Below are 25,303 nucleotides of genomic sequence, written 5' to 3'. Positions count from 1 at the left end.
AAATTAGGACTTTTGTCCCAGCCTTTTTTCTTGTGGAATCATTGACAAGATAAGGCTTTTCCGCTATTCTAAGGGAATGAAAGAAAAGGAACGGGAATGAGATGAAACGGACTTACTGGCAGGACCTGAAGGGGGCCTTTTACTTGATCTGGCGCAATAAATGGTCCTTTATTGCGATTGGAATTTTGCTACAATTTGTGGTTGGCATTGGGGCTGCGGCCTTGACTTGGCTCTTTCATCTGGCTGTTTTACTTGCTGGGCAGGCCAATATTGATAAGAACAACCTTGTCTCTGTTATGAGCCATCCCTTGAGCTTGCTGGCTCTTTTGGTCTTTATCATGGTCTTTGCTTTCTTGTTTATGCTGGAGATGCGGACCCTGATTTCGGTCATTTACCTATCGCGAACCGACCGACACTTGTCCTTTAAAAAGGTCTTGCGGCAATCATTTGGTCGCTTGAAGGACCTAGCGGGAAGGAATCTGCTTTATTTTCTGCTCTATCTCCTTTTGACCTTGCCTGTTGCAGGTGTCTTGATAGGATCAACTCTGACAGATGGGCTTTATATTCCAACCTTTATCACGGGGGAGTTTGAAAAGACCACGATTGGCTCCATCGGGCTCTTTGTGGTGCAGCTGACCTTTATCTATCTTAATCTTCGCCTCGTATATACGGTCCCCAACCTCGTGGTAGAGGAGTTGCCATTTGGTCGTGCCTTGAAAAAAAGCTGGACTATGACTAAAAGAGGAGGTTTTCGTCTCTTATGGAGAATTCTGTCCTTTGAGTTTCTCTTAACCTTTCTAGGGATTTTATTGATCTTGGGTTTGGTCTTTACCTTGACCGTGATCGATAAAGAAGGCCAGTATTTCTGGGTGGTGACCATCTTTTTGGTCTTGATTCGGACCTTCCTATTCATTTTTACAGTCTTGACAAAGGTGGGGTCGCTCGGCATTATCTTGGATTCTGCATGGGAAGTACCGAGCCGATCGGTCATGCGCTCGAAAGGCAGTCGAAAGATGAAGGGGCTCTTTGCCCTGACAGTGGTCTTTCTCATGGTCCAATCGGGGATCTCAGCCTATGAACTGGCAACCCTAAAGGTGAATGACCAGATCAAGCTCATCGCCCATCGAGGGGATGTCTCTAAAGGGGTAGAAAATTCCCTGGAAGCCTTAGAAGCAGCAGCCAAGGAAAAAGCAGCTTATGCGGAGATGGACATTCTTCTCACTAAGGACCATCAATTTGTCGTCATGCATGACGACAATCTCAAGCGCCTTGCTGGGGTGGACAAGGATGTGAAAGACATGACCCTAGCTGAGGTGCAAGGCCTCAAGATTCAACAGGATGGTCACACGAGTCATATCCCTTCATTTGAGGAATATGTCAAGCGTGCCAAAGAATTGAAGATGAAGCTCTTGGTTGAGCTTAAGTCTCATGGTGGAGAGCCTGCCAATTATGTGGATCTCTTTGTGCAGAAGATGCGGGAATTAGGGGTCGAAAAAGACTATCCGGCTATGTCTTTGGATCTGTCGGTCATGGAAAAAGTCGAGAAAAAAGCCCCTGAGATCAAGACCGGCTATGTCATTCCCATTCAATTCGGTCGCTTTGAAAAGGTCTCAGTTGACTTTTTTGCCATTGAAGACTTTTCTTATCAAAAGAATTTGGTAACCCAGGCCCATGAGATGAAAAAAGAGCTCTATGTCTGGACCATCAATGACAAACAAAAGTTGACCAAGTATTTGCAACAACCCATTGATGGCTTGATTACGGATGAATTGACAGAGGCGCAAAGACTGAAAAAGGATTTGAAAGAAAACAAGTCCTACTTTGATCGCTTCTTGAATCTCGTCGCTACGTCTAAAGAAGAATAAGACAGGATACGCATAGAGAGAGTGGGACAGAAATCGGTAATTCGTTAGAATTCGATTTCGTCGTCCCACCTCCGCACAGTTGAGTAGGGCTGTAAAAGCTGATAAAATCAGCGTAGTAGAGCCCACTCAGCCACTGTGTCTTGCTCGACAATCCAAAAACAATTGAGAGGATAGGACTTTTGTCCCAGCCTCTTTTGTACTGGATAAGCAGAAAAACGGATGCTGTCTAAAAATCTTGCATTTTTTTGCAATTTAGGTTACAATGAAGACTATAAAAAACGCGTAATCCCTAGGGTCTTTCCCTCAGGGAATTTTGTGTGTTTTGACCTGTTTTCGATGGAAAGAAGCTTTGCTTCTACCGCAGGAAAAAGTATGAATAACATTGGAGGTAATAATGATTCGATCCTTAATTTCCGAGATCAAAGAATTCAAGAAGCCCTCGTTTTTGGCTTCCTTGTTCATGGTCTTTGAAGTCATGTTTGAGATTTCGATTCCCTTTGTCATGGCGAGTCTTTTGGACCAAGGTGTTCAACAAAGAAACATGAACAATATTTTGTTTTACGGTGGGCTCATGCTGGTCTGTGCCTTTCTCTCCCTCTTTTGTGGGATGCAGTCTGCCCGTTATGGCGCCTATGCATCGGCTGGTTTTGCCAAAAACCTTCGTCGGGCTATTTTCAAAAAGGTTCAAACCTTCTCATTTGAGAATATTGATCAGTTCTCATCAGGTGGGTTAGTCACTCGGATGATGACGGATGTGACCAATGTGCAAAATGCCTATCAAATGGTCATTCGGATCTGTGTTCGGGCACCGCTCAATTTGATCTTTGCCATTGTAGCTTGTTTCATGATCAATGCGGAAATGGCCATGATCTTTGTCTATGTGACCATCTTTTTGGCAGCTGTCTTAAGTATCATCATGAAGATTGTGTATCCGCTCTTCACAGAAGTATTTGAAGCTTATGACAATCTCAACAACAGCATTCAAGAAAACATCACCAATATGCGAGTGGTGAAGTCTTACGTTAAGGAAGCAGATGAAACCGTTAAATTCAAGAAGGCTTCACGTTTGATTTATAACATGTTTATGAAGGCTATCCGTGTCGTTGTCTTGAGTAGCCCAGCTATGATGCTTTCCATGTATGCTTCTTTCCTTTTGATCTCTTGGATCGGGGCTCATCTGATTGTTGGTGGCCAACTCTCTACTGGGAATTTGACCTCTATGTTTAGCTACACCATGACCATTCTCATGTCGCTCATGATGTTTATGATGATCTTTGTCATGTTGTCGATTTCCATGGCCTCTGTCGAGCGGATCAATGAAGTCTTAACGACCAAAACGACGATTGACTCTCCAGAAAATGGGATCAAAGAAGTCGCTGATGGATCCATCAACTTTGAGGATGTGACCTTTGCCTATACCGATGAAAATGGCGACAAGACCCATGTCTTACAAGGGATTAATCTTTCCATTCGTTCAGGGGAAGTGATTGGGATCTTGGGAGGAACAGGATCAGGGAAATCAAGCTTGGTTCAGTTGATTCCTCGTCTTTATGATGTCGAGTCTGGTCGGGTGACAGTAGCAGGCCACGATGTCAAAGAATACGATCTTGATTCCCTTCGTAAGCAAGTGGCCATGGTTCTTCAGACCAATGTCCTTTTCTCTGGTACGATTAAAGAAAATATGCGCTGGGGAAATAAAGACGCAACGGATGAAGAGATCATTGCGGCTTGTAAGATTGCGCAAGCCGATGAATTTATTCAAGATTTCAAAGAGGGCTATGACACTATGATTGAGCGTGGGGGATCCAACGTCTCTGGTGGCCAACGCCAGCGTCTCTGTATCGCGCGTGCCCTTCTCATGAATCCGAAGATCTTGATCTTGGATGATTCGACTTCGGCGGTCGATACCAAGACAGATAGTTTGATCCGTCAAGGATTGGCAACCAGCTTGAAAGAGACTACCAAAATTATCATTGGTCAACGGATTTCCTCTATTCAAGATGCAGATCGCATCATCGTGATGAATGATGGTCAGATTGATGCCATCGGTCGTCACGAGGAATTGCTTGCGACCAATGCTATCTACCAAGAAGTATATGAAATGCAAACACAAGGGAAAGGAGAAGCAGATGAAAACTAAGAAAAAAGCAAATCTAGGCTCTATCCTTCGCCTGCTCGACTTCCTTTGGAAAAACTACAAGGTATCCTTGATTGTTTCCTTTATCTTAATCATTCTATCGTCACTTGCGACGGTCAATGTAACAGCTTCGATTCAGTCCTTGGTCGATGTCTATGTGGAGCCTATGCTAACGTCAAACAGCCATGATTTTGGACCGCTCTTGTCCTTCTTGACACGGGTTGGTTTAATCTGTTTGATCGGGGTACTTGCCAACTATGGCTTTACCTTGATTATGGCGACTGTTTCACAAGACTCACTTAGAAGTCTTCGAAATCAGTTGTTTGCTCGCATGCAAAAACTGCCAGTTCGTTACTTTGATACCCACCAACACGGGGACATCATGTCTATCTATACCAATGATATTGATGCTCTTCGCCAAGCGATTGAACAATCCATTCCTCAACTTCTATCCTCAGCGATTACCATCCTTGGGGTAACGATTACCATGCTGACGGTTAGTCCGCTCTTGTTCTTGATTGTTCTTGTCATGGTTATCGTCATGGTCTTTATCATCAAGGATGTCTCTGGCAAGTCAGGTCGTTACTTTGGCGCCCAACAAAAGAACTTGGGGATTGAGAACGGCTTTATTGAAGAAATGATGTCTGGTCAAAAAGTGGTCAAGGCCTTTGTGCATGAAAGAGAAAGCATTGAAGATTTTGATCGGATCAATGACCAACTCTTTGAATCCTCTTACCAAGCCAATCGCTATGCCAATGTCCTCATGCCGATTCTTGGGAACTTGGGAAATGTTTCCTTTGTTCTGACAGCCTTGATCGGTGGACTCTTTGCCCTAAACGGCATCGGTGGTTTAACCATTGGTGGTCTTATGGCCTTTCTGCAATTGAACCGTTCCTTCACAGGTCCCATTGCTCAGGTCTCTCAACAATTGAACTTTGTCCTTATGGCCTTGGCTGGTGGAGACCGAGTCTTTGATCTCTTGGACGAAGAAGAAGAAGTCGACCAAGGAAAAGTGACGCTGGTCAATTATGAACTGGTCGATGGAGAAATGGTCGAAACTGATCAGAAAACCAACAAATGGGCTTGGAAACACCCACGTCCAAATGGAGATTACCAGCTTGTCAAGATGGTCGGAAATGTGGTCTTTGATAATGTTGATTTCTCTTATGATGGGAAGAAACAAATTCTTCATGGCATCAATCTCTATGCGGATAAGGGTCAAAAAGTGGCCTTTGTCGGAGCGACTGGTGCAGGGAAGACAACCATCACCAACTTGATCAACCGATTCTATGATATCCAATCCGGAATGATCACTTATGATGGGATCGATATCAAATTGATCGAGAAAGATTCTCTTCGTCGTTCTCTTGGAATCGTTCTTCAAGATACCCACTTATTCACTGGTACGATTGCGGAAAACATCGCTTATGGCCGTGCCGATGCAACGCGGGAGGAGATCCTTGAGGCAGCTCGGATTGCCAATGTGGATTCCTTTGTCAAACACTTGGATCAGGGCTATGAAACGGTCTTGACGGATGATGGGGCTGGCCTTTCAAATGGTCAACGACAATTGATCGCCATTGCCCGTGCAGCCCTTGCCAATGCGCCAGTCTTGATTCTGGACGAAGCGACGTCTTCGATTGACTCTCGGACAGAGAAGATGGTGCAAGAAGGGATGGACCGCCTGATGGAAGGTCGGACAGTCTTTGTTATTGCCCACCGTCTATCGACAATTGTCAATTCCGATGTCATCATGGTCATGGACCACGGACGCATCATCGAGCGAGGCAATCATGCTTCCTTGATGGCAGAAAAAGGAACCTATCACCGTTTGTACACCGGTGGACTTGAAATTGATTAAACCAAAAAAGCTTGAGCGTTGGCTCAGGCTTTTTTGAAACATTAAAAATCACCAAAATACAAAGTATGACTGCCTTATTACATATAAAGGGTAAGAAGGCTTAGCCTTACCAAATATTTTCTAAAAAATACTTTTCAAAGATAAGACAAGGTGGTAAAATGAAAGCGTAATTTTATGATAGTGTACGAATTTTGTGTAAAACATGCTACATAACAATGGGAAGATTTTGGAAAATTTGATCTCAACAAGCCTGATCTTGTGTTAGATAGGTGGCTATTGTTTTTAAATGTATAGGGTAACAGTCGTTACGCACCATACTCAATCCCAATTGTAACAAGGTATTGAGAGATTTTATATAAATGAAAAAGGGAAAATAAATGGAACTTAAAAAACTGAAAATGATAGGTGTTGGTATTTTAGTATTGGCTTGCTTAGGTGCTTGTTCGAAATCGACTGTTTCAAAGAGTAGTAGCCCTAGTACTAGCGATTCGATGAGCTCTGAAACTAGTAGTGATAGTGAAGAAGACAACCTTAGATTCACAACAGCAGAAGATCTTGAGAAAATATTGTCCGATAAGGATGTGAAAGAAGTGATGTCGCAATACGGCGTAACTAGTGTTAAACTAAATGATGAAGGTGTTTGGGATTATGATGATTCCGAAAAAAGCGTATCTGTTACATATGTATTTTTCGATAAAGATAACAAACAAGTTGGTGGCTTGAATTTCAAAGCTTATGTATATGACCATACAGGTATTGAAACATTGGGTGCGTATAATCGAGGGGAAGTAAAATTTCATATCCAGAATTCTGGACAAGCTCAAGAATTATTAGATACTTATTTAAATTCATCTTTTTACCAACAAAACGAACTTCCAGCGGTGAAAAAATCAGCTTCTAGTAGAACTGCAATCTATTATATTCCTTATATAGATCCAAAGATAGATAACGGAAGTTTTATCTATGATCAGCATGATACTACGGTACAAAGTTCCTTTAGTAGTATGATCTTTCTAAATGGGAAACAACTATTAAATATGGAAATGCATTTTGAGCCTAAGGGGATGTATTCTTTAAAAGAGAGAAAAGTCTCACCTGCTATTATAGATGCATTATTAACTAAGATATCAGAAAACACTCAAGATGAATAGACAATGATAGTGGTATGAAAATAGGGAGGCTAAAAAAATGGCAAATGTTGATAATTACATCATTTTATGCTTTATAGTGGCAACTGCAATTCTTCTAGCTATTCAATTTGTAGGCGACCGTCTTTTTGATTGGTTGGTTGATTTACCCCAGAAACTCTTTACGAAGGATTCCGATAAGTATAAAGAAAAACACAGTAGTGAGAAAGAGGGAAGTGAAAAGTAACGATCTCTTATTGGTTCAATTAAAAGTTTAGTCAAACAAACAACCTTCTTGAAGATTGGACTGAATAGATGAATACAATAAGAAAAAGGAAAGAATGTCGTTTATTCAAACATCATTCTTTCCTTTTTTTTGCTTATTTTTCAAGCAATTCTTGGATCAAGTCTTCCATAGCAGCTGGTTCTGTTTTGGAGGAGAAGCGTTGGGCGACTTGGCCTTGTCGGTCGATGACAAATTTAGCGAAGTTCCATTCGATGCGTTTGCCCAGTGGTCCAGCTGCTTGGCTTTTGAGCCAGTCATAAAGAGGAAGGGCTTCTTTACCATTGACCTTGGCTTTAGCGAATCGTGGAAAGGTGGTCTGGTAGTTGAGGCTACAGAAGCTATTGATTTCTTCTGCAGTTCCTGGAGCTTGCCCCATGAATTGGTTACAGGGAATGTCTAGGATTTCAAGCCCCTTTTCCTGGTAGCGCTGGTAGAGATCTTGCAGTCCTTGGTATTGCAGGGTTAGGCCACAGCCTGTTGCTGTATTGACCACGATGAGGACCTTACCTTGGTAGTGGGAAAGAGAAATTTTTTCACCTTGTTGGTTTTCTAAAGAAAAATCATAAATGCTGGTCATCGGGATCATCCTTTCTGTTTCTTTAGCTTTTATTGTAGCACAAATGTCCTAAAATTGGGGCAAGAGGAGCATGACTTCTTGCTTTAGTCCCTCCTGCGAAAATGATATAATAAGAAGATAATAAGCTCTCAAGAAAGTGCCCAAAGGAGAACGGATCGGATGAAATTACTCTATACGGATGTTCGGACCCCCTTGACCCAGGTCCTGACGCAAGAAGCCGTAAGGTTAGTAGAAGATGGCAAGCGTGTGTTTTACATTGCACCTAACTCTCTTTCCTTTGAAAAAGAAGCCAAGGTCTTGTCCTATTTAGAAGGTCAGGCTTCTTTTGCTATTACCGTCACGCGCTTTGCCCAAATGGCCCGTTATTTCATCCTGAACCAGGTCTTTGAGGAGCAAGCCTTGGATGACATCGGACTAGGCATGTTATTTTTTAAAGCTCTTTCCCAAATGAAGGAGCAGGATCTTAAAGTATACGGAACCCTGCGCAAGGATCCTCAGTTTATCCAGCAACTGGTTCAGCTCTATCATGAATTACAGACAGCCCAGATGGATTTTACAGATTTAAAGTTGCTCGAGGAAGCTGAAAAAAGAGAGGACCTCATAGCGATTTTTGAAGCTGTCACTGAGATGCTGATCCAGCACCAGTATGAATCCCAGTCCAAGATTGCCGTTTTCCTCAACCAGGTTGAAGAGGGGCACTTGGAAGAGCAATTGAAAGATGTGGCGATCGTCGTCGATGGCTTCACGCGTTTTTCTGCGGAAGAAGAGGCCTTGATTGGTCTCCTTCACCGAAAAGGAGTGGAGATTGTCATCGGGGTCTATGCCAGTGAAAAAGCCTATCGAGTAACCTTCAGAGAGGGCAATCTCTATCAGGCTAGTATTGACTTTCTGCTCCAGCTAGCTAAGACTTTCCAAGTTCAGCCTCAGTATTGTGGGCAAGCGATCGAAGATTCCTTTAGTCGCATGACCCGCATGTTGGAAGCGCGCTACGATTTTTCACAAGTGGAAGATGTGCTGGAGGACCAAGACCGAACCGCTGTTCAACTCTGGCAAACCAATACGCAAAAAGAAGAGTTGGAATTTGTCGCTAAATCCATCCGTCAGCGCCTTCATGACGGTGCGCGCTATCGCGATATTCGGGTCTTGCTAGGCGATGTAGAAGCTTATCAACTGCAACTCAAGACCATTTTTGACCAGTATCAGATCCCCTTTTACTTAGGACGAAGCGAAGCCATGGTCCACCATCCCTTGATTCAAGTCATTGAATCGCTAGGGCGGATCAAGCAGTTCAATTACCAGACAGAAGACGTCATCAATCTGTTGAAAACGGGACTTTATAGTGATCTGGAGCAAGCAGAAGTCGATGCTTTTGAACAGTATCTTCGCTTTGCGGAAGTAAAGGGTGCTGCAAAATTTCAAAAGCCTTTTACCAGCAATCGTCAAGGTAAGTTTCATCTAGAAGCACTCAATTCCCTCCGAGAACGCGTAGCAGAACCTTTAGCTCCATTCTTTTCACAGCGCAAACAAAAGGTGAACCATCTCTTAATGGCCTTTACAGAGTTTCTGCAAGAGGCTCAGCTTTCTCAGAATCTACAAGCTTTGATCAAGGATCTAGCTTTGGAGGAGCAGGAGCGCTATGACCAGGTCTGGAAGGCCTTCCTCCACGTCTTAGAAGAATTGAATCTGGTTTTTGAGGACCAAGAACTGACAGTGGATGACTTTTTAGCTCTTGTCTTATCCGGCATGCAATTGTCACAATACCGGACAGTTCCTGCTACGGTCGATGTAGTGACGGTTCAGTCCTATGACTTGATTGAGCCCTTGACAGCCCCTTATGTCTACGCGATCGGGCTGACCCAGGAACGTTTTCCAAAGATCGCGCAGAATACCTCGCTTCTCAGTGAAGACGAGCGCCAGCAGCTCAATGAGGCAACGCAAGAAGGAGCAGAGCTCCAGGTGGTGACCAGCGAAAATCTCAAGAAGAATCGCTTTGTGGCGGTTTCTCTACTTAATGCAGCGACCGAACAACTGGTCCTATCGGCCCCTAGCTTGGTCAATGAAACGGAAGATAGCGTCTCTCCTTACCTTCTAGAATTGGCCAAGGAGCCCATTGCCATCGAGTGGACGACCAAACAAGCCCAAGCTTCGAGTGATGACATCGGGACCTACCGAGCCCTCTTAGCGCGCGTGATCGAACTCCATCAAGAAGAGATCACTAGTGAGCTGTCAGCTGAAGAAGCCAGCTTTTGGGGTGTGGCCGTACGGGTCTTGCGAAAGAAATTGGCCGCTGAGGGCATCCAGATTCCTCAAATTTCAACGGAATTGAAGAGTCGCCAGCTCCAGTCGGATACGCTTCAAGCGCTCTATCCAGAAGGCAAAGCCTTGACCTTATCTGCTTCTGCCTTGAATGAATACTACAAGCACCAGTATGCCTTTTATCTGCGCTATGTCTTGGGCTTACAAGAAGATGAGACGATCCGGCCAGACGCTCGCAGTCATGGGAATTTCTTGCACCGGATCTTTGAAAAAGTCTTAAAAGACAGCTCTGATCAAGCGTTTGATCAGCGCTTAAGTGAGGCGATTCGAGAAACCAGCCAAGAAGCAGAGTTCCAGCAATTGTATGGAGAAAATGGAGAGACCGAGTTTATTCGCAACTTGCTTCTTGATACAGCAAAAACGACCGGCCGGGTCCTCGCTCAGCAAAATGGCATCGAGACCATTGGTGAGGAGACCCTCTTTGGCGGGAGCGCCCACACCTCTTATCCTTTGTCTGATGGCCGTCTCCTGCAGCTACGGGGCAAGGTGGACCGCATTGATCAGTTAAGTAATCGGGGAGCTCTTGGCGTTGTGGATTACAAGTCGAGCTTGACGCAATTCCACTATGACAAGTTCTTTAATGGCCTGAATTCTCAATTGCCAACCTATCTTTCTGCCATTCAGGATCTGAAGGAATACCAAGTGGAGCAAGGGATTTTCGGAGCCATGTATTTGGAAATGGGAGATCCCCTAGTAGATCTGAAAAAGACTAGGACTGTCGAGGACGCCATCAACCAAACTATGAAAAGTCAACAGTACAAGGGGCTCTTTATGGCAGATCAGGCGCCTTATCTGGGCGAGGCCTATGATAAGAACAAGGCCATGATGCTGAGTAAGGAAGAGCTGGACCTGCTCCTCTTGTACAACGCTTATCTCTATAAAACAGCAGCAGAAGGGATTCTCAAGGGGCAATTTGCCATCAATCCCTATAGTGAAAATGGGCGCAATATCGCACCATATGTGGAGCAGTTTAAATCCATCACTGGATTTGAAGCGGATCGTCACCTCGGTCAGGCACGGTTCTTGACCAAACTAGACCAAAAAGGAATACGCGGTGAAAAGGTGAAAGCCGCTTGGATCGAGAAGATGAAGGAGGTCTTGAACAAATGATCAAACAAGCATTTTTGACAAGAGAAGAAATCAAGGCCCTTCAGGCCCAAGAGGCAGCCTCTACCAAAGAGCAAAAGCGAACAGCAGAACAGATCGATGCTATCTATAGTTCGGGGACCAATATCTTGGTGTCGGCCTCAGCTGGTTCAGGAAAGACCTTTGTCATGGTGCAAAGGATTTTGGATCAGATCCAGCGAGGTATTTCGATTAAGGAGCTCTTTATCTCGACCTTTACGGTCAAGGCAGCAGGAGAGCTTAAGGAGCGTTTGGAAAGTGAACTTGGAAAAGCCCTGCAAGCGAGAGATGACCCAGAACTCAAGCAACACCTGGCCCGTCAAATCGCAGATGTCGCCACTAGCGATATCGGGACCATGGACTCCTTTACCCAAAAGGTCCTAACGCGCTATGGCTATTTGCTTGGGTTGGCGCCCCAGTTTCGCATTTTACAAAATGCCAGTGAGCAGCGTCTCTTACAAAATGAAGTCTTTCAGACTGTTTTTGACCGCTATTACCAAGGAGAAAACCAAGAAGCCTTTGTCCAGATGGTCAAGAATTTCACGGGACAGCGCAAAAATTTGACCTTGTTTAAAGAGCAGGTCTACCAGATCTATGACTTTCTTCAGTCGACCAGTGATCCAGAAAAATGGCTGGAGGAGCATTTCCTAAAAGGCTATGAAGAGACCGATTTTGAACAGGTTGAAGGCGATCTGATGGAGAGCATCCAGCAGGCCCTCTATGAGGCAGAGAGCTTTTTTGCCTTTCATTTGTCCAATGAAGGCCAAGCATTTGGTAAGGCCAAATATTTGGAAGCCGTGCAAGAGGTGCTGGATCAGATTGGAAGCCTCACAGAGCGCCCTAATAAAGCGCAACTGACCTCTGTCCTAAAGGCAGTCGTGGCGATTAGTCGAGCTTCAAATGGGGGAGCCTTGACCAATAGAGCCCGTAAAGAAGAGCTGAAAGACCTAGTTACGGCTTATAACCAGGACAAAAACCTTCATATCAACCGCCTCAGAGACTTGGAAAATCAGCTCTATCAGCTGGAATTTCAACAAACCTTCCACCAAGAAGAAGGGCCTATGCTCTCCTTGCTTCGGGACTTTATCAGAGACTTTTCTCAGGCTTATCTGGCGCGAAAAATCCAAGAAAAAGCTTATGAATTTGGGGATATTAGTCATTTTGCTATTCAAATTTTAGAGCAATTCCCAGAGGTGAGACAAGCCTTTCAAGAGCGTTATCATGAGGTCATGGTCGATGAGTACCAGGATACCAACCACACCCAAGAGCGGATGTTGGATTTGCTGTCAAATGGTCACAATCGCTTCATGGTGGGGGATATCAAGCAATCCATTTACCGCTTCCGTCAAGCAGATCCACAGATTTTCAATGACAAATTTAAGGCCTACCAAGAAGAAGGGGCAAAAGGGCGCTTGATCCTCCTCAAGGAAAATTTCCGGAGTCATGTGGAGGTATTGGACGCGACCAATGATGTCTTTCGTCATTTGATGGACGAAGAGGTAGGCGAGATTGACTATAATCAAACCCATTATCTGGTTGCAGGAAGTGACAAGCAGCGGATGACCTTGCCACAACATCGGGCAGAATTTTTGCTCTATAATGGCTCCCAAGATCAGGAAGAAAAGGCCGAAGACGGGGAAGCTGCTTCTGGACTCGAGACGGTTTCCAAGGGAGAAATTCTTCTAGTGATCAAAGAAATTCTACGCCTTCATCGGGTGGAAAAAGTGCCTTTTAAAGAGATCACGCTCTTGACCGCGACTCGAACTCGAAATGACGCGATTCTGGAAGCCTTTGACCAGTACCAGATCCCGATTGTGGCAGATAGCGGACAGGCGCATTATCTTGAGTCGCTGGAAGTGATGGTCATGTTGGATACCTTGCGGACCATTAACAATCCCTTGCATGATTATCCCTTGGTTGCTCTCATGAAATCACCCATGTTTGACTTTGATGAAGATGAATTGGCACGGATTTCCTTGCAGACCCTTCCAGAGCAAAAGCAAATAGCCTTCTACCACAAGGTCCGGTTAGCCCTTGAAAAGACTGCAGAGCATGCAAATCTGATTGATGCCAAGCTCTCAGCTAAAATCGAGAACTTCCTCAAAGTTTTATCTACTTGGAGAGCTGCTGCTAAGACCTCTTCGCTCTATGATTTGCTGTGGAAAATCTATGAGGATCGCTATTACTACGACTATGTCGGTGCCCTTCCAAATGGGGGCCAGCGCCAGGCCAACCTCTATGCCTTGACGCTTCGGGCCAATGACTACGAGAAGGCCAGCTTTAAGGGCTTGTCGCGCTTCATTGCCATGATCGACAAGGTGATCGAAAATGAACACGATTTGGCCAGCGTCCCTCTTGCAGCACCCAAAGATGCCGTCCATCTCATGACCGTCCATAAGAGTAAGGGGCTGGAATTCAAGTATGTCTTTATTCTCAATATGGACAAGGCCTTTAACCGTAAGGATCAATCGGGGCCGATTATCCTCAGTCGTCAAAAAGGGATTGGCTTTAAATATGTTGCGAACCTGCCGGTTGAGACAGAGAATCCTGCTGCTCCAGAATCCATTCGCCTGCAGATCGAAACACCTTGCTACCAACGCAATGTGGAAGAAACAAAATTGGCCACAATTTCTGAGCAGATGCGTCTTCTTTATGTCGCTATGACACGGGCCGAGCTCAAGCTCTATCTGGTCGGAAAAGGCCGGGAGGACAAACTGCGTGATACCGATTGGGGGACCAGTCGCAATGGCAAGCTAGATCCAGAGAAGCGAAAAGAATGGACCTCTTATCAGGACTGGCTCTTTGCCATTCAAGATGTGTTTACCAAGAATACCCTGGCCTATGACACGCGTTTTGTGACAGATGAAGACCTGACACCAGACCAGCTGGAGCCACTAGAGAAGGAGAAGGATTCTCGGCTTGATCAGCTCAAGGATGTCCGCCAGTCAGAGGATATTCGTCGGGCCTTGGATATCTTGGAAAATGTTGATCGGCTCAATCAGCTCTATGCTCCGGCCATTCATTTACCAAGTGTCCGTACTCCAAGTCAGATCAAGAAATTCTACGAGCCGGTCATGGATGCCAATGGCGTCCAGATCATGGATGCAAAGCTAGTTGCGCCTGACTTTGAGCTTCCAACTTTTGGTCAAGAAAAAGCCGTGACGGGAGCCCAGGTCGGTAGTGCTGTCCATGAACTCATGCAGCGCGTGCCTCTTGGAGAAGAAATCACGCTGGATACGCTGCATCAAGCCTTGGAGCAAGTCCAAGCAGAGCCAGCGGTCAAAGCCCGCATCAAGCTAGAGGCCATCCTCGCTTTCTATGAGATGCCTTTGGGGACCTTGCTTCAAAAAGAAGCCTCTCAAGTCCGGCGCGAAGCACCCTTTGCCATGCTGAAGAAAGATCCAGCCAGTGGTGAGGACTTTGTCGTGCGGGGGATCTTGGATGGTTACTTGGTGCTAGAAGACCGGATCCTGCTCTTTGATTATAAGACGGATCACTACAAGGTTCCTAGCCAGTTGGTTGAACGCTACCGGGATCAGCTCGATCTCTATGCAGAAGCTCTTCGTCGTTCTTATGGCAAAGAGCAAGTAGAAAAATACCTCGTGCTTCTAGGTGGTCCCCATCTAGAAGTGGTGAAAGTGGAGTAAATCATGGCAATTGCACAGGAAAACATCGAACGGATCCAAAGAATGGAAGGCTATTTGAATGACTATGCTAAGACTTTGGAAGATACCAAAAAAGCAGTGGATCAGCTAAAAGAGCATCAAGAGAGCTATATCCAACTGCGCGATTATTATAGTAGTCAGGTTTATTTTGATGACTTGGACTTGTCCAATCAGGCTGACTTTCCAGAGGATCTACCTTGTGGTGTCTTGTCCGAAGATGCTGTCTATGATTTGTTAGACGAGCATTTTCAGATGGGAGTGGAACTCTTGGAGATCGCAACGAAAATGATCAAAGAACGGTGAAATTTCAATCTAAAAGCTCCGGGAAACCGGAGTTTTTAGATTGAAGACTAACGTCATCATAGAAACTTTCCTTAGGTGAGTACGGACGTCAGTGAACTTCTACGAAGTTCCATGACTTAGTTTTGAACCTAAAGTTTCAAAACTCCCGAGTGCTAGAAACAAAAGTGTTTCTAGCACTTTTCTCACGGCGGAAAGTTTCAGTATATGTTTGAATAAACATAATATATATCATTCTAATTCTTTTAGCATTACTTGTGTTAGCATATCGTGACAAACCCTGCCAGTAAAAGAAAATTTTCCAAAATGGACTTTTTCTTCAGCAAAAAAAGCTCCGGTTTCCCGGGGCTTTTTGAATGATTAGTGTGAGACACGGCGACGTGCTGCTTTTTTGCGGTTTTCTTCAATGAAAGCTGCTTTCTTTTCTTCTGGCTCGATTACTTTTTTCTTGAATGTATAAACTGCACCTGCGACAGCAGCAACTGTACCGGCAACACCAGTAACAAAACCTTTACCAAATCCTTTAGCCATGTGAATTTCTCCTTTTCTGAACTTTAAATATTTATGTTATAATATATGGTAACGAAAAAACGTGAATTTTGCAAGGAAAAACGATGAAAACCAAGATAATTGTGATTGTGGGACCGACTGCTGTTGGAAAGACAGCTCTTGCGATCGATTTAGCACAAGCTCTCAATGGTGAGATTATCAGTGGCGATAGTCAGCAAGTCTATCGCAAGCTGGATATTGGAACAGCCAAGGCGACACTAGAAGAGCAAGCCGCAGCTCCCCATCATTTGATCGATGTGCGGGAGGTGACCGAGTCTTACTCGGCTTTTGATTTTGTAAGAGAAGCTAAGACTGCGATTGAGGATATCACAGCTCGAGGCAAGCTTCCTATCATTGCAGGTGGGACGGGTCTTTATATCCAAAGTTTGCTCGAAGGTTATCATCTAGGTGGTGAAGTTCCTCATGAAGAGATTCTTGCCTATCGCGCTCAATTGGACTTATTGTCGGATGAAGACTTGTACCAAAGGGTAGCGGAGCAAGAACTTGTGATTCCTCAGCTCAATCGCCGTCGGGCCATGCGGGCTCTTGAAATTGCGCATTTTGGGCAGGACCTCGCAAACGAAGAGACCGATTATGAACCCTATCTCATCTGTCTAGATGATGAACGGTCCTTGATCTATGATCGCATCAATCGCCGAGTAGATCGCATGCTAGAGGAGGGCTTGCTGGATGAAGCTCGGTGGCTCTATGATGACCATCCGGAAGTTCAGGCAGCTAAAGGCATTGGCTACAAGGAACTTTTTCCTTACTTTAAGGGAGAACAGAGCCTTACGGAAGCCAGTGAGATCCTCAAGCGCAATACGCGTCGTTTTGCCAAACGGCAGCTGACCTGGTTTCGAAATCGAATGGAAGTGACCTTTTACGCCATTTCTGCCCCCCATTTCAAGGAGCAGGTTCTTGCAGATGTAAAGGAGTTTTTACAGCATGATTGAAACAGAAAAAAAACAAGAACGCATCCTTCTGGTCGGTGTGGAACTTCAAGGCATGGACAATTTTGATATGTCAATGGAGGAGTTGGCAAGCCTGGCTAAAACAGCCGGTGGAGATGTCCGGGGCTCCTATACACAAAAACGGGAGAAATACGACACCAAGACCTTTGTCGGCTCAGGAAAACTAGAAGAAATTGCACAAATGGTCGAAGCAGATGAGATTACAACGGTAGTGGTCAATAACCGACTGACCCCCCGTCAAAATGTCAACTTAGAAGAAATCCTAGGGGTTAAGGTCATTGACCGGATGCAGTTGATTTTAGATATCTTTGCCATGCGGGCTAGGAGTCATGAAGGTAAGTTGCAGGTGCACTTGGCCCAGCTCAAATACCTCTTGCCACGCCTTGTTGGTCAAGGGATCATGCTCAGCCGTCAGGCTGGGGGAATTGGTTCTCGTGGACCAGGGGAAAGTCAGTTGGAATTGAACCGCCGGAGCGTTCGCAATCAAATCACCGATATCGAGCGCCAGCTCAAGGTAGTTGAAAAGAACCGGGAAACCCTTCGTGAAAAACGCTTGGAATCACCTGTCTTTAAGATTGGTTTGATCGGCTATACCAATGCAGGAAAGTCGACCATTATGAATCAGCTGACCAGTAAGAGCCAGTATGAAGCCGATGAACTCTTTGCGACCTTGGACGCAACAACTAAGAGCATCCATCTAACAGGCAATCTGCAAGTGACGCTGACCGATACGGTTGGTTTTATCCAAGATCTACCAACAGAGTTGGTATCGAGCTTTAAGTCGACCTTGGAAGAAAGTAAGAATGTAGACCTTCTGGTCCATGTCATCGATGCGTCTGATCCCAATCATGAAGAGCATGAAAAGACCGTGCTTTCGATCATGAAGGACCTGGATATGCTGGAGATCCCTCGCTTGACTCTTTACAACAAAGCAGATAAAGTAGCAGACTTTACACCAACCCAGACACCTTTTAGCTTGATTTCAGCGCGCTCTGAGACAGCTCGTGAAGATCTCCAGGCTTTGCTTCTAGAAAAACTGAGAGAACTCTTTGTTCCCTTTACCATTCGAGTTCCCTTTTCAAAATCTTATCGAACACATGATCTAGAAACAGTTGCGATCATTGACCAGCGCGAATTTGAAGAGGATGTCGAGGTTATTCAAGGTTATATCGCAGAGAAAAATAAGTGGAAGTTGGAAGAATTTTATGACGGATTACGTTGATTTAGCAATAAAATATGGAGGTTATACCAGCCTCGATCGGGTCTATCTGACCAATCTTTTAAGCACGATCCCTGAGGAATTGCGTCTCCGTGTGATTACACCTCCGCCAAGTGTGATCAACGCCTATTTCGCAGAGCTCTACCAAAAGAAGAGTCCCAAGGAGGCCATGGATTATTTCTTGGACCTGAGTCGGGTATTTGACTTATTCACAGTTCAGCAAACCTTTGATGAACGAAAGCCCTTTATCCGCCTCAACTTATCTGGGAAGTCTTATGGCTTGGCTTACGTAAATGAAGAGCTAGCCTGTATCTTTGCTGAACATCCAGCAGAGGATATCACTCCTGCCATTTTATTTGAAGTCGCAGAGATCTTTCCACATTGTTTGGTCTTTGAAAAAGATGGCAAGATCTGCTTGCAAGATGCTAGCCCAGAAGGGGTCACTAAAACAGAAGCCCTCTCAGCCCTAACTGACTTGATGACCTTGGAAGATGGACGCTTGAAACTGTCAGGATATAACCAAGAGGAACTCCTCGAGCTAGCGCAAGCCTACCCAGGCGACCTTTCTTTCCGTTCAGAGAACAGGACGGCCATGATTTATATAGATAGAAAGTAGACAATGGAGATTCAATTTTTAGGAACGGGAGCTGGGCAACCCTCAAAAGCCCGTAATGTATCGAGCTTGGCGCTCAAATTGCTAGATGAGATCAATGAAGTCTGGCTCTTTGATTGTGGCGAAGCGACACAGAATCAAATTTTAGAAACGACCATTCGTCCGCGAAAGGTTAGCAAGATCTTTATCACTCACTTACACGGAGACCATATTTTTGGTTTGCCAGGTTTCCTCTCTAGTCGGGCCTTTCAGGCCAATGAAGAGCAGACGGATCTAGATATCTATGGACCAGTAGGAATCAAATCCTTTGTGATGACTAGTCTTCGCGTATCAGGCTCTCGCCTACCTTACCGCATCCATTTTCATGAATTCGATGAACATTCTCTGGGTAAGATTTTAGAAACTGATAAATTCACGGTTTATGCGGAAGCTTTGGACCACACCATTTTCTGTGTGGGTTACCGGATCATGCAGAAGGACCTTGAAGGAACACTCGATGCGGACAAGCTCAAGGCAGCGGGTGTTCCCTTTGGACCGCTCTTTGGTCAGATCAAAAATGGACAAGATGTCACCCTGGAAGATGGCACTAAGATCATTGCTGCGGATTATATTTCAGCCCCTCGACCTGGTAAGATTATCACGATCCTAGGAGATACCAGAAAGTCTGATGCCAGCGTCCGCCTCGGGGTCAATGCGGATGTCTTGGTCCATGAGTCCACCTATGGCAAGGGTGATGAGAAGATTGCTCGTAAACACGGCCACTCGACCAATATGCAGGCGGCAGAAGTAGCGCGTGAAGCTGGAGCCAAGCGCCTTCTTCTCAACCACATCAGTGCTCGCTTCTTATCAAAAGACATCAGTCAATTGCGCAAGGATGCATCCAGCATTTTTGAAAATGTCTATGTCGTCAAAGATTTGGAAGAAGTGGAGATCTAAGATGCGAACCATTCTCATAACAGGAGCAAGTGGAGGCTTGGCCCAAGAAATGGTCAAGCTCCTCCCTGAAGATCGGCTGATTCTCCTAGGTAGAAATCAAGAAAAACTGGAACAACTCTATGCCAGTCATCCTCAAGCTGAATGCATCGGGATCGATATCACTGATTCCTCAGCCGTCCAAGATTTGGTAGAAGAGCTCTATCAGCGCTACGGGCAGATCGATATCTTGGTCAACAACGCAGGCTATGGGATCTTTGAGGCTTTTGATCGTATTTCTGACCAGCAGGTGCGGGAGATGTTTGAGGTCAATACCTTTGCCCTCATGCAGCTTTCACGCTTGATGGGTGCGCACATGAAGGAAGCAGGCAAGGGGCACATCGTCAATATCGTCAGCATGGCGGGTCTCGTCGCAACTGCCAAATCCAGCCTTTATTCGGCGACTAAGTTTGCGGCCATTGGCTTCTCCAATGCCCTACGGTTAGAACTGATGCCCTTTGGAGTCCATGTGACGACGGTCAATCCAGGCCCCATTCGGACCACTTTCTTTGATCAGGCAGACCCAGACGGAAGCTATGTCAAAGCAGTGGATCGCTATATTTTGGAGCCTGACTTTGTAGCCAAGAAAATTGTCAAAAACTTTGGAAAACCAAAACGTGAGCTCAATCTTCCTTGGCTTTTGAACTTGACCCACAAGCTCTATACCCTTTTCCCTCGTATCTCGGACAAGCTAGCCAGCAAGATGTTCAATTTCAAATAGGAGGAGATCGATGGCCGCAAATATTCAAGCTTATTTAGAGAACCTCCGGCAACCCTGGGGACAGATCTATTATGATATCCTTTTTGAACAATTACAGGACATCAAGGGGAAGCGGGTGCTTGATTTCGGCAGTGGTTTTGGCCTTGTAGCCAACCACCTGGCACAAGACAATGAGGTCCTAGCTGTGGAGCCTAATGAGGAAATGGTAGCCTTGCGGGTCCAGGATCATCCTTACCAGCAACTCGTCGGAAGTCTGGACCAGATAGAGAGCTTTGAAGATGCTAGTTTTGATGTCATCCTCTGTCACAATGTCTTGGAGTATGTAGAGGATCGCAAGGTGGTTCTCAAGGCATTCACCCGTCTCTTGAAACCAGGAGGCCTGTTCTCTATCGTCAAGCACAATGAGGTTGGCCGCGTTCTGCAGACGGTGGTCTTTGAAAATGATACTCAGAAGGCGCTTGATCTCTTAGCAGGTCAAGATCTGGAAACCCACTCCATGGGCTTGGCTCAGGCCTATGATCTCTATCTAGCTGTTGAAGATCTAGCCCTCGAAGTTCAGGACTACCAAGGAATTCGAGTCTTTTATGCCTTACAGGACAATCGCTTCAAGGGCCAAGAAGGCTGGCGAGAGTCTATGCTCAAGATGGAGTTGGCGGTCTGTCAAGAGTCCCCTTACAGGGATATCGCCTTCTTCCAACACTATACCTTAAAAAGGAGTTAAGATGTTCCATTACAAACAAGAGAATCCAGCGATGGCAGACTTACTCGCATTGTACAGCTCAGTCGGCTGGACTAATTATACCAACAACCCAACCATGCTAGAAGAAGCTGTCAAAGCCAGTCTCTGGCAGTTGGCAGTCTATGATGAGAAAGAGCTCGTCGCCTACATTCGCTTGGTAGGAGATGGCCACTCTGTTATTTTTGTGCAGGACCTTTTGGTACGGCCAGATCACCAGCGCCAAGGCATTGGAAAGAAACTCTTAACAGAGGCTTTAGCGACCTTTCCAAATGTCTACCAACGGCTTCTTGCCACTGAATGTAGCGAGAAAAATCTAGCCTTTTACCAGTCCCTCGGCTTTATCGAACTTTCTGAGCAAGCCTGTACAGGGATGATTTATATGAAATAAAGAGTGGGACAGAAATCGGTAATTCGTTAGAATTCGATTTCGTCGTCCCACCTCCGCACAGTTGAGTAGGGCTGTAAAAGCTGATGAAATCAGCGTAGTAGAGCCCACTCAACCACTGCGTCTTGCTCGACAATCCAAAAACAATTGAGAGGCTAGGACTTTTGTCCCAGCCTTATCTATTTGACTGACAAAAGGGGGAATAGGGATAGAGCTAAGTAATACGATAGCAACTATTTTTAATATTTTGTATTTTCAAATATTCCAACTATTACCTGACCTTTTATTTCCCGCCATTTTCGGCTTTCATGATATAATAATCAGATAAGAAAAAGAGGAGACCAAAAGCTAGATGATCACTTCAAAATACGATTGGCAGTTAGCTTCGCCAAGTGCAGATGAGGCCTTTTTAGCCCTTGCCAAAAAAGCAGGCCTGGAAGCGTCCGTAGCAACCTTGCTGTATGAGCGTGGCATTCAGACCAAAGAGGATTTAGAAGACTTTTTAGAACCCAAGCTGGAGAAGCTACACGACCCTTATTTGCTCCATGATATGGACAAGGCAGTGGAGCGCATCCGACGGGCCATCGAAGATTATGAGCAGATCCTCATCTACGGAGACTATGATGCGGACGGGATGACCTCGGCCTCCATTATGAAGGAAACCTTGGAGCAGATGGGGGCAGAGGTGCAAGTCTACCTACCCAACCGCTTTACAGACGGCTATGGTCCCAATGAGAGTGTCTATAAATACTTTATCGAGCAGCAAGGCATTTCCCTGATTGTTACGGTAGACAATGGTGTGGCGGGCAATCAAGCCATTGCCATGGCCCAAGCAATGGGAGTCGATGTCATCGTGACCGACCACCACTCTATGCCAGAGGTTTTACCGGATGCTTATGCGATCATTCATCCCGAGCATCCAGATGCGGATTATCCCTTCCATTATCTAGCAGGATGTGGTGTGGCCTTTAAGTTGGCCTGCGCCCTCTTAGAGGAAGTGCCGGTTGATCTCTTAGACCTGGTAGCAATTGGGACCATTGCTGACATGGTCAGTCTGACGGATGAGAATCGGATCCTGGTCAAATACGGTCTGGGTGTTCTCCAACATACCCAGCGCATGGGCTTGCAGGAGCTCTTGGAGATCGCAGGGATTCGTCCGGAGGATGTCAATGAAGAAACAGTTGGTTTTCAGATTGCCCCTCGTCTCAATGCCCTTGGCCGCCTCGATGATCCCAATCCGGCTATTGAACTCCTAACAGGATTTGACGATGAAGAGGCGCACGAGATTGCCATTATGATTCATCAGAAGAATGAAGAACGAAAAGAGATTGTCCAAGCCATCTATGACGAAGCTAAAACCATGGTCGATCCGAGCTTATCCGCCCAGGTCTTGGTCAAAGAAGGCTGGAATCCAGGGGTCCTTGGTATTGTAGCCGGCCGTCTATTAGAAGAGTTTCATCAGCCAGTTGTTGTTTTAAGCATTGAAGATGGACGGGCTAAAGGAAGCGCTCGGAGTCCTGAGTCGGTCAATATCTTTGAAGCCCTTGATCCCTACCGGTCTCTCTTTATCGCCTTTGGAGGACATGCCGGTGCAGCAGGAATGACGCTAGAGGTGGACCAACTCCCTGCCTTGTCTCAGGCCCTTACGGATTTCATTGCAGAACAAGAAATTGATCTCAGCAGCAAGTCTAGCTTAGACATCGACGAGGAACTGCATCTAACAGAACTAACGCTTGAGACCTTGAAAAGCTTTGATCGCTTGAGTCCCTTTGGCATGGACAATAAAAAGCCGGTCTTTCTGGTCCGTAACTTCAAGGTAGAAGGGGCGCGCTCGATGGGAGCCGGCAATACCCATTTGAAACTCAAAATTTCTCAAGAAGATGCGACCTTTGAGGTGGTTGCCTTTGGCTTGGGAAGCTTAGAGGCAGAGTTCGCACAAGCGCAAGACCTAGAGCTAGCTGTGCAGTTGTCGGTCAACCAATGGAATGGTCAAACGACTCTCCAGCTCATGCTGGTTGATGCGCGTGTGGACGGCGTGCAGCTCTTTAATATCCGCTCCAAAAATGCCAGCCTCCCCGCAGGTGTTCCCGTTCTTGATTTTACTAAAGAACTGCCAGATTTGACAGGGGCATCCGCTGTTGTAGTTGGAAATATTCCTGAGGATTTAGAGTCCTTACGGAAAATCTTCCAAGAGCATGATTTCCAGGCCGTTTATTTCAAAAATGAGATCGCCAAAGCCTACTATCTGACAGGATACGGTAGCAGGGACCAGTATGCCAAACTCTATAAAACCATCTACCAGTACCCAGAGTTCGATGTCCGCTACAAACTCAAAGACCTAGCGGCCTATCTCAAGATCCAGCAGATCCTCTTGGTCAAAATGATTCAGATCTTCCAAGAGCTGGGCTTTGTGACCATTGAAAATGGCATCATGAAGGTCAATAAAGAAGCAGAAAAACGAGAAATCGCAGAGAGCAGCATCTACCAAAACCTCAAACAAACCGTTAAAGAACAGGAGTTGATGGCCCTTGGAACGGTTCGTGAAATCTACGACTACCTGACAGGTCAGGCCTCATGAAAAGACAACTAAAATATTTTCTATGGCTCACTCCTATCCTACTTTTTTGCCTTTATTGTTTGGGAATCTACCTGAGCCTAAAAAATCCCATGGAGGAGATTGTTTACTCTGAAAATGGTGGATGGATACGCTATGTAATGTTTAAGCCCTTTACAGAAACGATAGGAAATGATGGTATCTGGAAAGAAGATGAGGGATTTCAAATCTACCCTATTCAGATAAAATCGTTAGTGGTCAGGAAGACCTATCTGTCATGATGTTTCGAGACAGTTCTGAATGGGTTTACTGGTATGAATACCATCTAAACGAAAATGCATACGTTCGTATGTCTTTCAAATACGATTCTGCAAATAAGGTGTTCCTCCAAAGGGATGTCTATCTTTATGCAGATGATCAAGAAGTAGAGGGTAGTGATTTTCTACAGAAACTTTCTGCCTACGACAAAGACCGTGCTTGGTTGAAAAAGAAAAGTAAGAAGGTCGCTGAGCAATACATTCTTGACACCTGGTTTAAGAATGGAAGTTCACGTTATTCCATGAAAAACTTGGGCAATACGAAAATCCAGTACAATGAATTGTTAGAAGAGAAGTAAGAGATTTTTTTCGAACCCAATCCCACATCTTTTTTGAATGTGGGATTTTTGCTTTTGACGCGGGAGCTTGGGAAAATGATTTGGCAAAAAATGATGCAAGTTAGTGGAATTCATGATATAATGGAATGTAAAAAATTTTTTATGAAAGAAAGTTAACCATGAATTTAAAAGATTACATTGCAAGCATTGAAAACTATCCACAAGAAGGAATTACCTTCCGTGATATCAGCCCTTTGATGGCAGATGGCAATGCTTATAGTTATGCGATTCGTGAAATCGTTCAATACGCGACAGATAAGAAAATCGACATGATCGTTGGTCCTGAAGCGCGTGGGTTCATCGTTGGATGTCCGGTCGCTTTTGAGTTGGGAATTGGATTTGCGCCTGTTCGTAAGCCTGGTAAATTGCCACGTGAAGTTATTTCTGCTGACTACGAAAAAGAATACGGTGTGGATACCCTCTGCATGCACGCAGATGCCATCAAACCAGGTCAACGTGTCCTCATCGTTGATGACCTCTTAGCGACTGGTGGTACGGTGAAAGCAACCATCGAAATGATCGAAAAACTCGGTGGGGTCGTTGCAGGTTGTGCCTTCTTGATTGAGTTGGATGAATTGAAAGGTCGCGAAGCGATCGGCGATTACGACTACAAAGTCTTGATGCATTACTAATATAGTCTAATACTATAACTGGCTACAGAAAAAC

General features: G+C 45.2%; 19 protein-coding genes and 1 pseudogene. 18 read left to right on the top strand and 2 right to left on the bottom strand.

The window, feature by feature from the left end:
- Positions 1-101: 101 nt before the first annotated feature.
- The 5 genes from PCY07_RS02710 (at position 102) to PCY07_RS02690 (ending at position 7,237) form a co-directional block, all read left to right on the top strand.
- Positions 102-1,865: a glycerophosphodiester phosphodiesterase gene (locus PCY07_RS02710; RefSeq protein WP_301356583.1), complete on the top strand. Its 1,764-nt coding sequence runs from the start codon at positions 102-104 to the stop codon at positions 1,863-1,865.
- A gap of 394 nt (positions 1,866-2,259) precedes the next feature.
- Complete coding sequence (locus PCY07_RS02705; protein ID WP_041818303.1) at positions 2,260-4,005, top strand: ABC transporter ATP-binding protein; 1,746 nt, start codon at positions 2,260-2,262, stop codon at positions 4,003-4,005.
- Entirely contained in the window at positions 3,995-5,863 is a 1,869-nt protein-coding gene (locus PCY07_RS02700) for an ABC transporter ATP-binding protein (protein WP_301356582.1), read from the top strand. The genes PCY07_RS02705 and PCY07_RS02700 overlap by 11 nt, the downstream gene beginning before the upstream one ends.
- Before the next feature lie 377 nt (positions 5,864-6,240).
- Positions 6,241-7,014, top strand: coding sequence for a hypothetical protein (locus PCY07_RS02695; RefSeq protein ID WP_301356581.1), 774 nt, complete (start codon positions 6,241-6,243; stop codon positions 7,012-7,014).
- 37 nt (positions 7,015-7,051) lie between these two features.
- On the top strand, positions 7,052-7,237 hold the full coding sequence (locus PCY07_RS02690) for a hypothetical protein (protein ID WP_041826380.1): 186 nt from the start codon (positions 7,052-7,054) through the stop codon (positions 7,235-7,237).
- Positions 7,238-7,370: 133 nt separating this feature from the next.
- On the opposite strand, the gene PCY07_RS02685 is transcribed toward PCY07_RS02690, so the two are convergent.
- Positions 7,371-7,853 (bottom strand): glutathione peroxidase, encoded by a 483-nt coding sequence (locus PCY07_RS02685; RefSeq protein ID WP_301556725.1) that lies wholly within the window; start codon positions 7,851-7,853, stop codon positions 7,371-7,373.
- 159 nt (positions 7,854-8,012) lie between these two features.
- On the opposite strand from PCY07_RS02685, the gene rexB reads away from it, so the two are divergent.
- From rexB to PCY07_RS02670, 3 genes are read left to right on the top strand one after another with little or no spacing between them, the layout of a single operon-like run.
- On the top strand, positions 8,013-11,279 hold the full coding sequence (gene rexB / locus PCY07_RS02680) for an ATP-dependent nuclease subunit B (protein ID WP_301356513.1): 3,267 nt from the start codon (positions 8,013-8,015) through the stop codon (positions 11,277-11,279).
- Positions 11,276-14,941, top strand: a complete 3,666-nt coding sequence (addA, locus tag PCY07_RS02675) for a helicase-exonuclease AddAB subunit AddA (RefSeq protein ID WP_301356516.1) — start codon at positions 11,276-11,278, stop codon at positions 14,939-14,941. The genes rexB and addA overlap by 4 nt, the downstream gene beginning before the upstream one ends.
- Positions 14,942-14,944: 3 nt before the next feature.
- Entirely contained in the window at positions 14,945-15,262 is a 318-nt protein-coding gene (locus PCY07_RS02670; RefSeq protein ID WP_301356512.1) for a DUF4298 domain-containing protein, read from the top strand.
- A 357-nt stretch (positions 15,263-15,619) separates the two neighbouring features.
- Here the strand turns inward: PCY07_RS02670 and PCY07_RS02665 are convergent, their stop codons facing one another.
- The gene (locus PCY07_RS02665; RefSeq protein WP_003014881.1) at positions 15,620-15,790 is read right to left on the bottom strand and encodes a DUF3042 family protein; all 171 of its coding nucleotides are present in this window, start codon (positions 15,788-15,790) and stop codon (positions 15,620-15,622) included.
- Between the two features lie 83 nt (positions 15,791-15,873).
- Between PCY07_RS02665 and miaA the strand changes: the two genes are divergently transcribed.
- The 10 genes and pseudogenes from miaA to PCY07_RS02610 all read left to right on the top strand — a co-directional run bounded on the left by miaA (position 15,874) and on the right by PCY07_RS02610 (position 25,269).
- Positions 15,874-16,761: a tRNA (adenosine(37)-N6)-dimethylallyltransferase MiaA gene (gene miaA / locus PCY07_RS02660; RefSeq protein ID WP_301356511.1), complete on the top strand. Its 888-nt coding sequence runs from the start codon at positions 15,874-15,876 to the stop codon at positions 16,759-16,761.
- A complete protein-coding gene (gene hflX, locus PCY07_RS02655; RefSeq protein WP_268683462.1) occupies positions 16,754-18,001 on the top strand; it encodes a GTPase HflX in 1,248 nt (415 codons plus the stop codon). The genes miaA and hflX overlap by 8 nt, the downstream gene beginning before the upstream one ends.
- Positions 17,985-18,614, top strand: coding sequence for a cystathionine beta-lyase (locus tag PCY07_RS02650; protein ID WP_301356510.1), 630 nt, complete (start codon positions 17,985-17,987; stop codon positions 18,612-18,614). The genes hflX and PCY07_RS02650 overlap by 17 nt, the downstream gene beginning before the upstream one ends.
- Before the next feature lie 3 nt (positions 18,615-18,617).
- Positions 18,618-19,547 carry a ribonuclease Z gene (rnz, locus tag PCY07_RS02645; protein ID WP_301356509.1) on the top strand — a complete coding sequence of 310 codons (930 nt, stop codon included), beginning with the start codon at positions 18,618-18,620 and terminating at the stop codon, positions 19,545-19,547.
- 1 nt (position 19,548) lies between these two features.
- Positions 19,549-20,304, top strand: a complete 756-nt coding sequence (locus PCY07_RS02640) for an SDR family oxidoreductase (RefSeq protein ID WP_301356508.1) — start codon at positions 19,549-19,551, stop codon at positions 20,302-20,304.
- A 10-nt stretch (positions 20,305-20,314) separates the two neighbouring features.
- Positions 20,315-21,025: a bifunctional 2-polyprenyl-6-hydroxyphenol methylase/3-demethylubiquinol 3-O-methyltransferase UbiG gene (locus PCY07_RS02635; RefSeq protein ID WP_301356507.1), complete on the top strand. Its 711-nt coding sequence runs from the start codon at positions 20,315-20,317 to the stop codon at positions 21,023-21,025.
- Between the two features lies 1 nt (position 21,026).
- On the top strand, positions 21,027-21,431 hold the full coding sequence (locus PCY07_RS02630) for a GNAT family N-acetyltransferase (protein WP_301356506.1): 405 nt from the start codon (positions 21,027-21,029) through the stop codon (positions 21,429-21,431).
- Between the two features lie 349 nt (positions 21,432-21,780).
- Positions 21,781-24,006, top strand: a complete 2,226-nt coding sequence (gene recJ, locus PCY07_RS02625) for a single-stranded-DNA-specific exonuclease RecJ (protein WP_301356505.1) — start codon at positions 21,781-21,783, stop codon at positions 24,004-24,006.
- Positions 24,003-24,598, top strand: a pseudogene (locus tag PCY07_RS10435) (TipC family immunity protein). The gene recJ and the pseudogene PCY07_RS10435 overlap by 4 nt, the downstream one beginning before the upstream one ends.
- Positions 24,599-24,756: 158 nt before the next feature.
- A complete protein-coding gene (locus PCY07_RS02610; RefSeq protein WP_003007878.1) occupies positions 24,757-25,269 on the top strand; it encodes an adenine phosphoribosyltransferase in 513 nt (170 codons plus the stop codon).
- Positions 25,270-25,303: the final 34 nt, after the last annotated feature.

It is taken from the genome of Streptococcus sp. SP1, assembly GCF_030440005.1.
In the GTDB taxonomy this organism is placed as follows: domain Bacteria; phylum Bacillota; class Bacilli; order Lactobacillales; family Streptococcaceae; genus Streptococcus; species Streptococcus parasanguinis.
This window is presented reverse-complemented; position numbering and strand designations above follow the sequence as displayed.

What these genes read in the sequence shown, in the direction of transcription:
- PCY07_RS02635 (WP_301356507.1), top strand. Translation starts at nt 20,315, where the DNA reads ATGGCCGCAAATATTCAAGCTTATTTAGAGAACCTCCGGCAACCCTGG.
- PCY07_RS02685 (WP_301556725.1), bottom strand. Translation starts at nt 7,853, where the DNA reads ATGACCAGCATTTATGATTTTTCTTTAGAAAACCAACAAGGTGAAAAA.
- PCY07_RS02650 (WP_301356510.1), top strand. Translation starts at nt 17,985, where the DNA reads ATGACGGATTACGTTGATTTAGCAATAAAATATGGAGGTTATACCAGC.
- PCY07_RS02610 (WP_003007878.1), top strand. Translation starts at nt 24,757, where the DNA reads ATGAATTTAAAAGATTACATTGCAAGCATTGAAAACTATCCACAAGAA.
- PCY07_RS02700 (WP_301356582.1), top strand. Translation starts at nt 3,995, where the DNA reads ATGAAAACTAAGAAAAAAGCAAATCTAGGCTCTATCCTTCGCCTGCTC.
- hflX (WP_268683462.1), top strand. Translation starts at nt 16,754, where the DNA reads ATGATTGAAACAGAAAAAAAACAAGAACGCATCCTTCTGGTCGGTGTG.
- miaA (WP_301356511.1), top strand. Translation starts at nt 15,874, where the DNA reads ATGAAAACCAAGATAATTGTGATTGTGGGACCGACTGCTGTTGGAAAG.
- rexB (WP_301356513.1), top strand. Translation starts at nt 8,013, where the DNA reads ATGAAATTACTCTATACGGATGTTCGGACCCCCTTGACCCAGGTCCTG.
- PCY07_RS02705 (WP_041818303.1), top strand. Translation starts at nt 2,260, where the DNA reads ATGATTCGATCCTTAATTTCCGAGATCAAAGAATTCAAGAAGCCCTCG.
- PCY07_RS02630 (WP_301356506.1), top strand. Translation starts at nt 21,027, where the DNA reads ATGTTCCATTACAAACAAGAGAATCCAGCGATGGCAGACTTACTCGCA.
- PCY07_RS02710 (WP_301356583.1), top strand. Translation starts at nt 102, where the DNA reads ATGAAACGGACTTACTGGCAGGACCTGAAGGGGGCCTTTTACTTGATC.
- PCY07_RS02665 (WP_003014881.1), bottom strand. Translation starts at nt 15,790, where the DNA reads ATGGCTAAAGGATTTGGTAAAGGTTTTGTTACTGGTGTTGCCGGTACA.
- PCY07_RS02640 (WP_301356508.1), top strand. Translation starts at nt 19,549, where the DNA reads ATGCGAACCATTCTCATAACAGGAGCAAGTGGAGGCTTGGCCCAAGAA.
- PCY07_RS02690 (WP_041826380.1), top strand. Translation starts at nt 7,052, where the DNA reads ATGGCAAATGTTGATAATTACATCATTTTATGCTTTATAGTGGCAACT.
- addA (WP_301356516.1), top strand. Translation starts at nt 11,276, where the DNA reads ATGATCAAACAAGCATTTTTGACAAGAGAAGAAATCAAGGCCCTTCAG.
- PCY07_RS02670 (WP_301356512.1), top strand. Translation starts at nt 14,945, where the DNA reads ATGGCAATTGCACAGGAAAACATCGAACGGATCCAAAGAATGGAAGGC.
- recJ (WP_301356505.1), top strand. Translation starts at nt 21,781, where the DNA reads ATGATCACTTCAAAATACGATTGGCAGTTAGCTTCGCCAAGTGCAGAT.
- PCY07_RS02695 (WP_301356581.1), top strand. Translation starts at nt 6,241, where the DNA reads ATGGAACTTAAAAAACTGAAAATGATAGGTGTTGGTATTTTAGTATTG.
- rnz (WP_301356509.1), top strand. Translation starts at nt 18,618, where the DNA reads ATGGAGATTCAATTTTTAGGAACGGGAGCTGGGCAACCCTCAAAAGCC.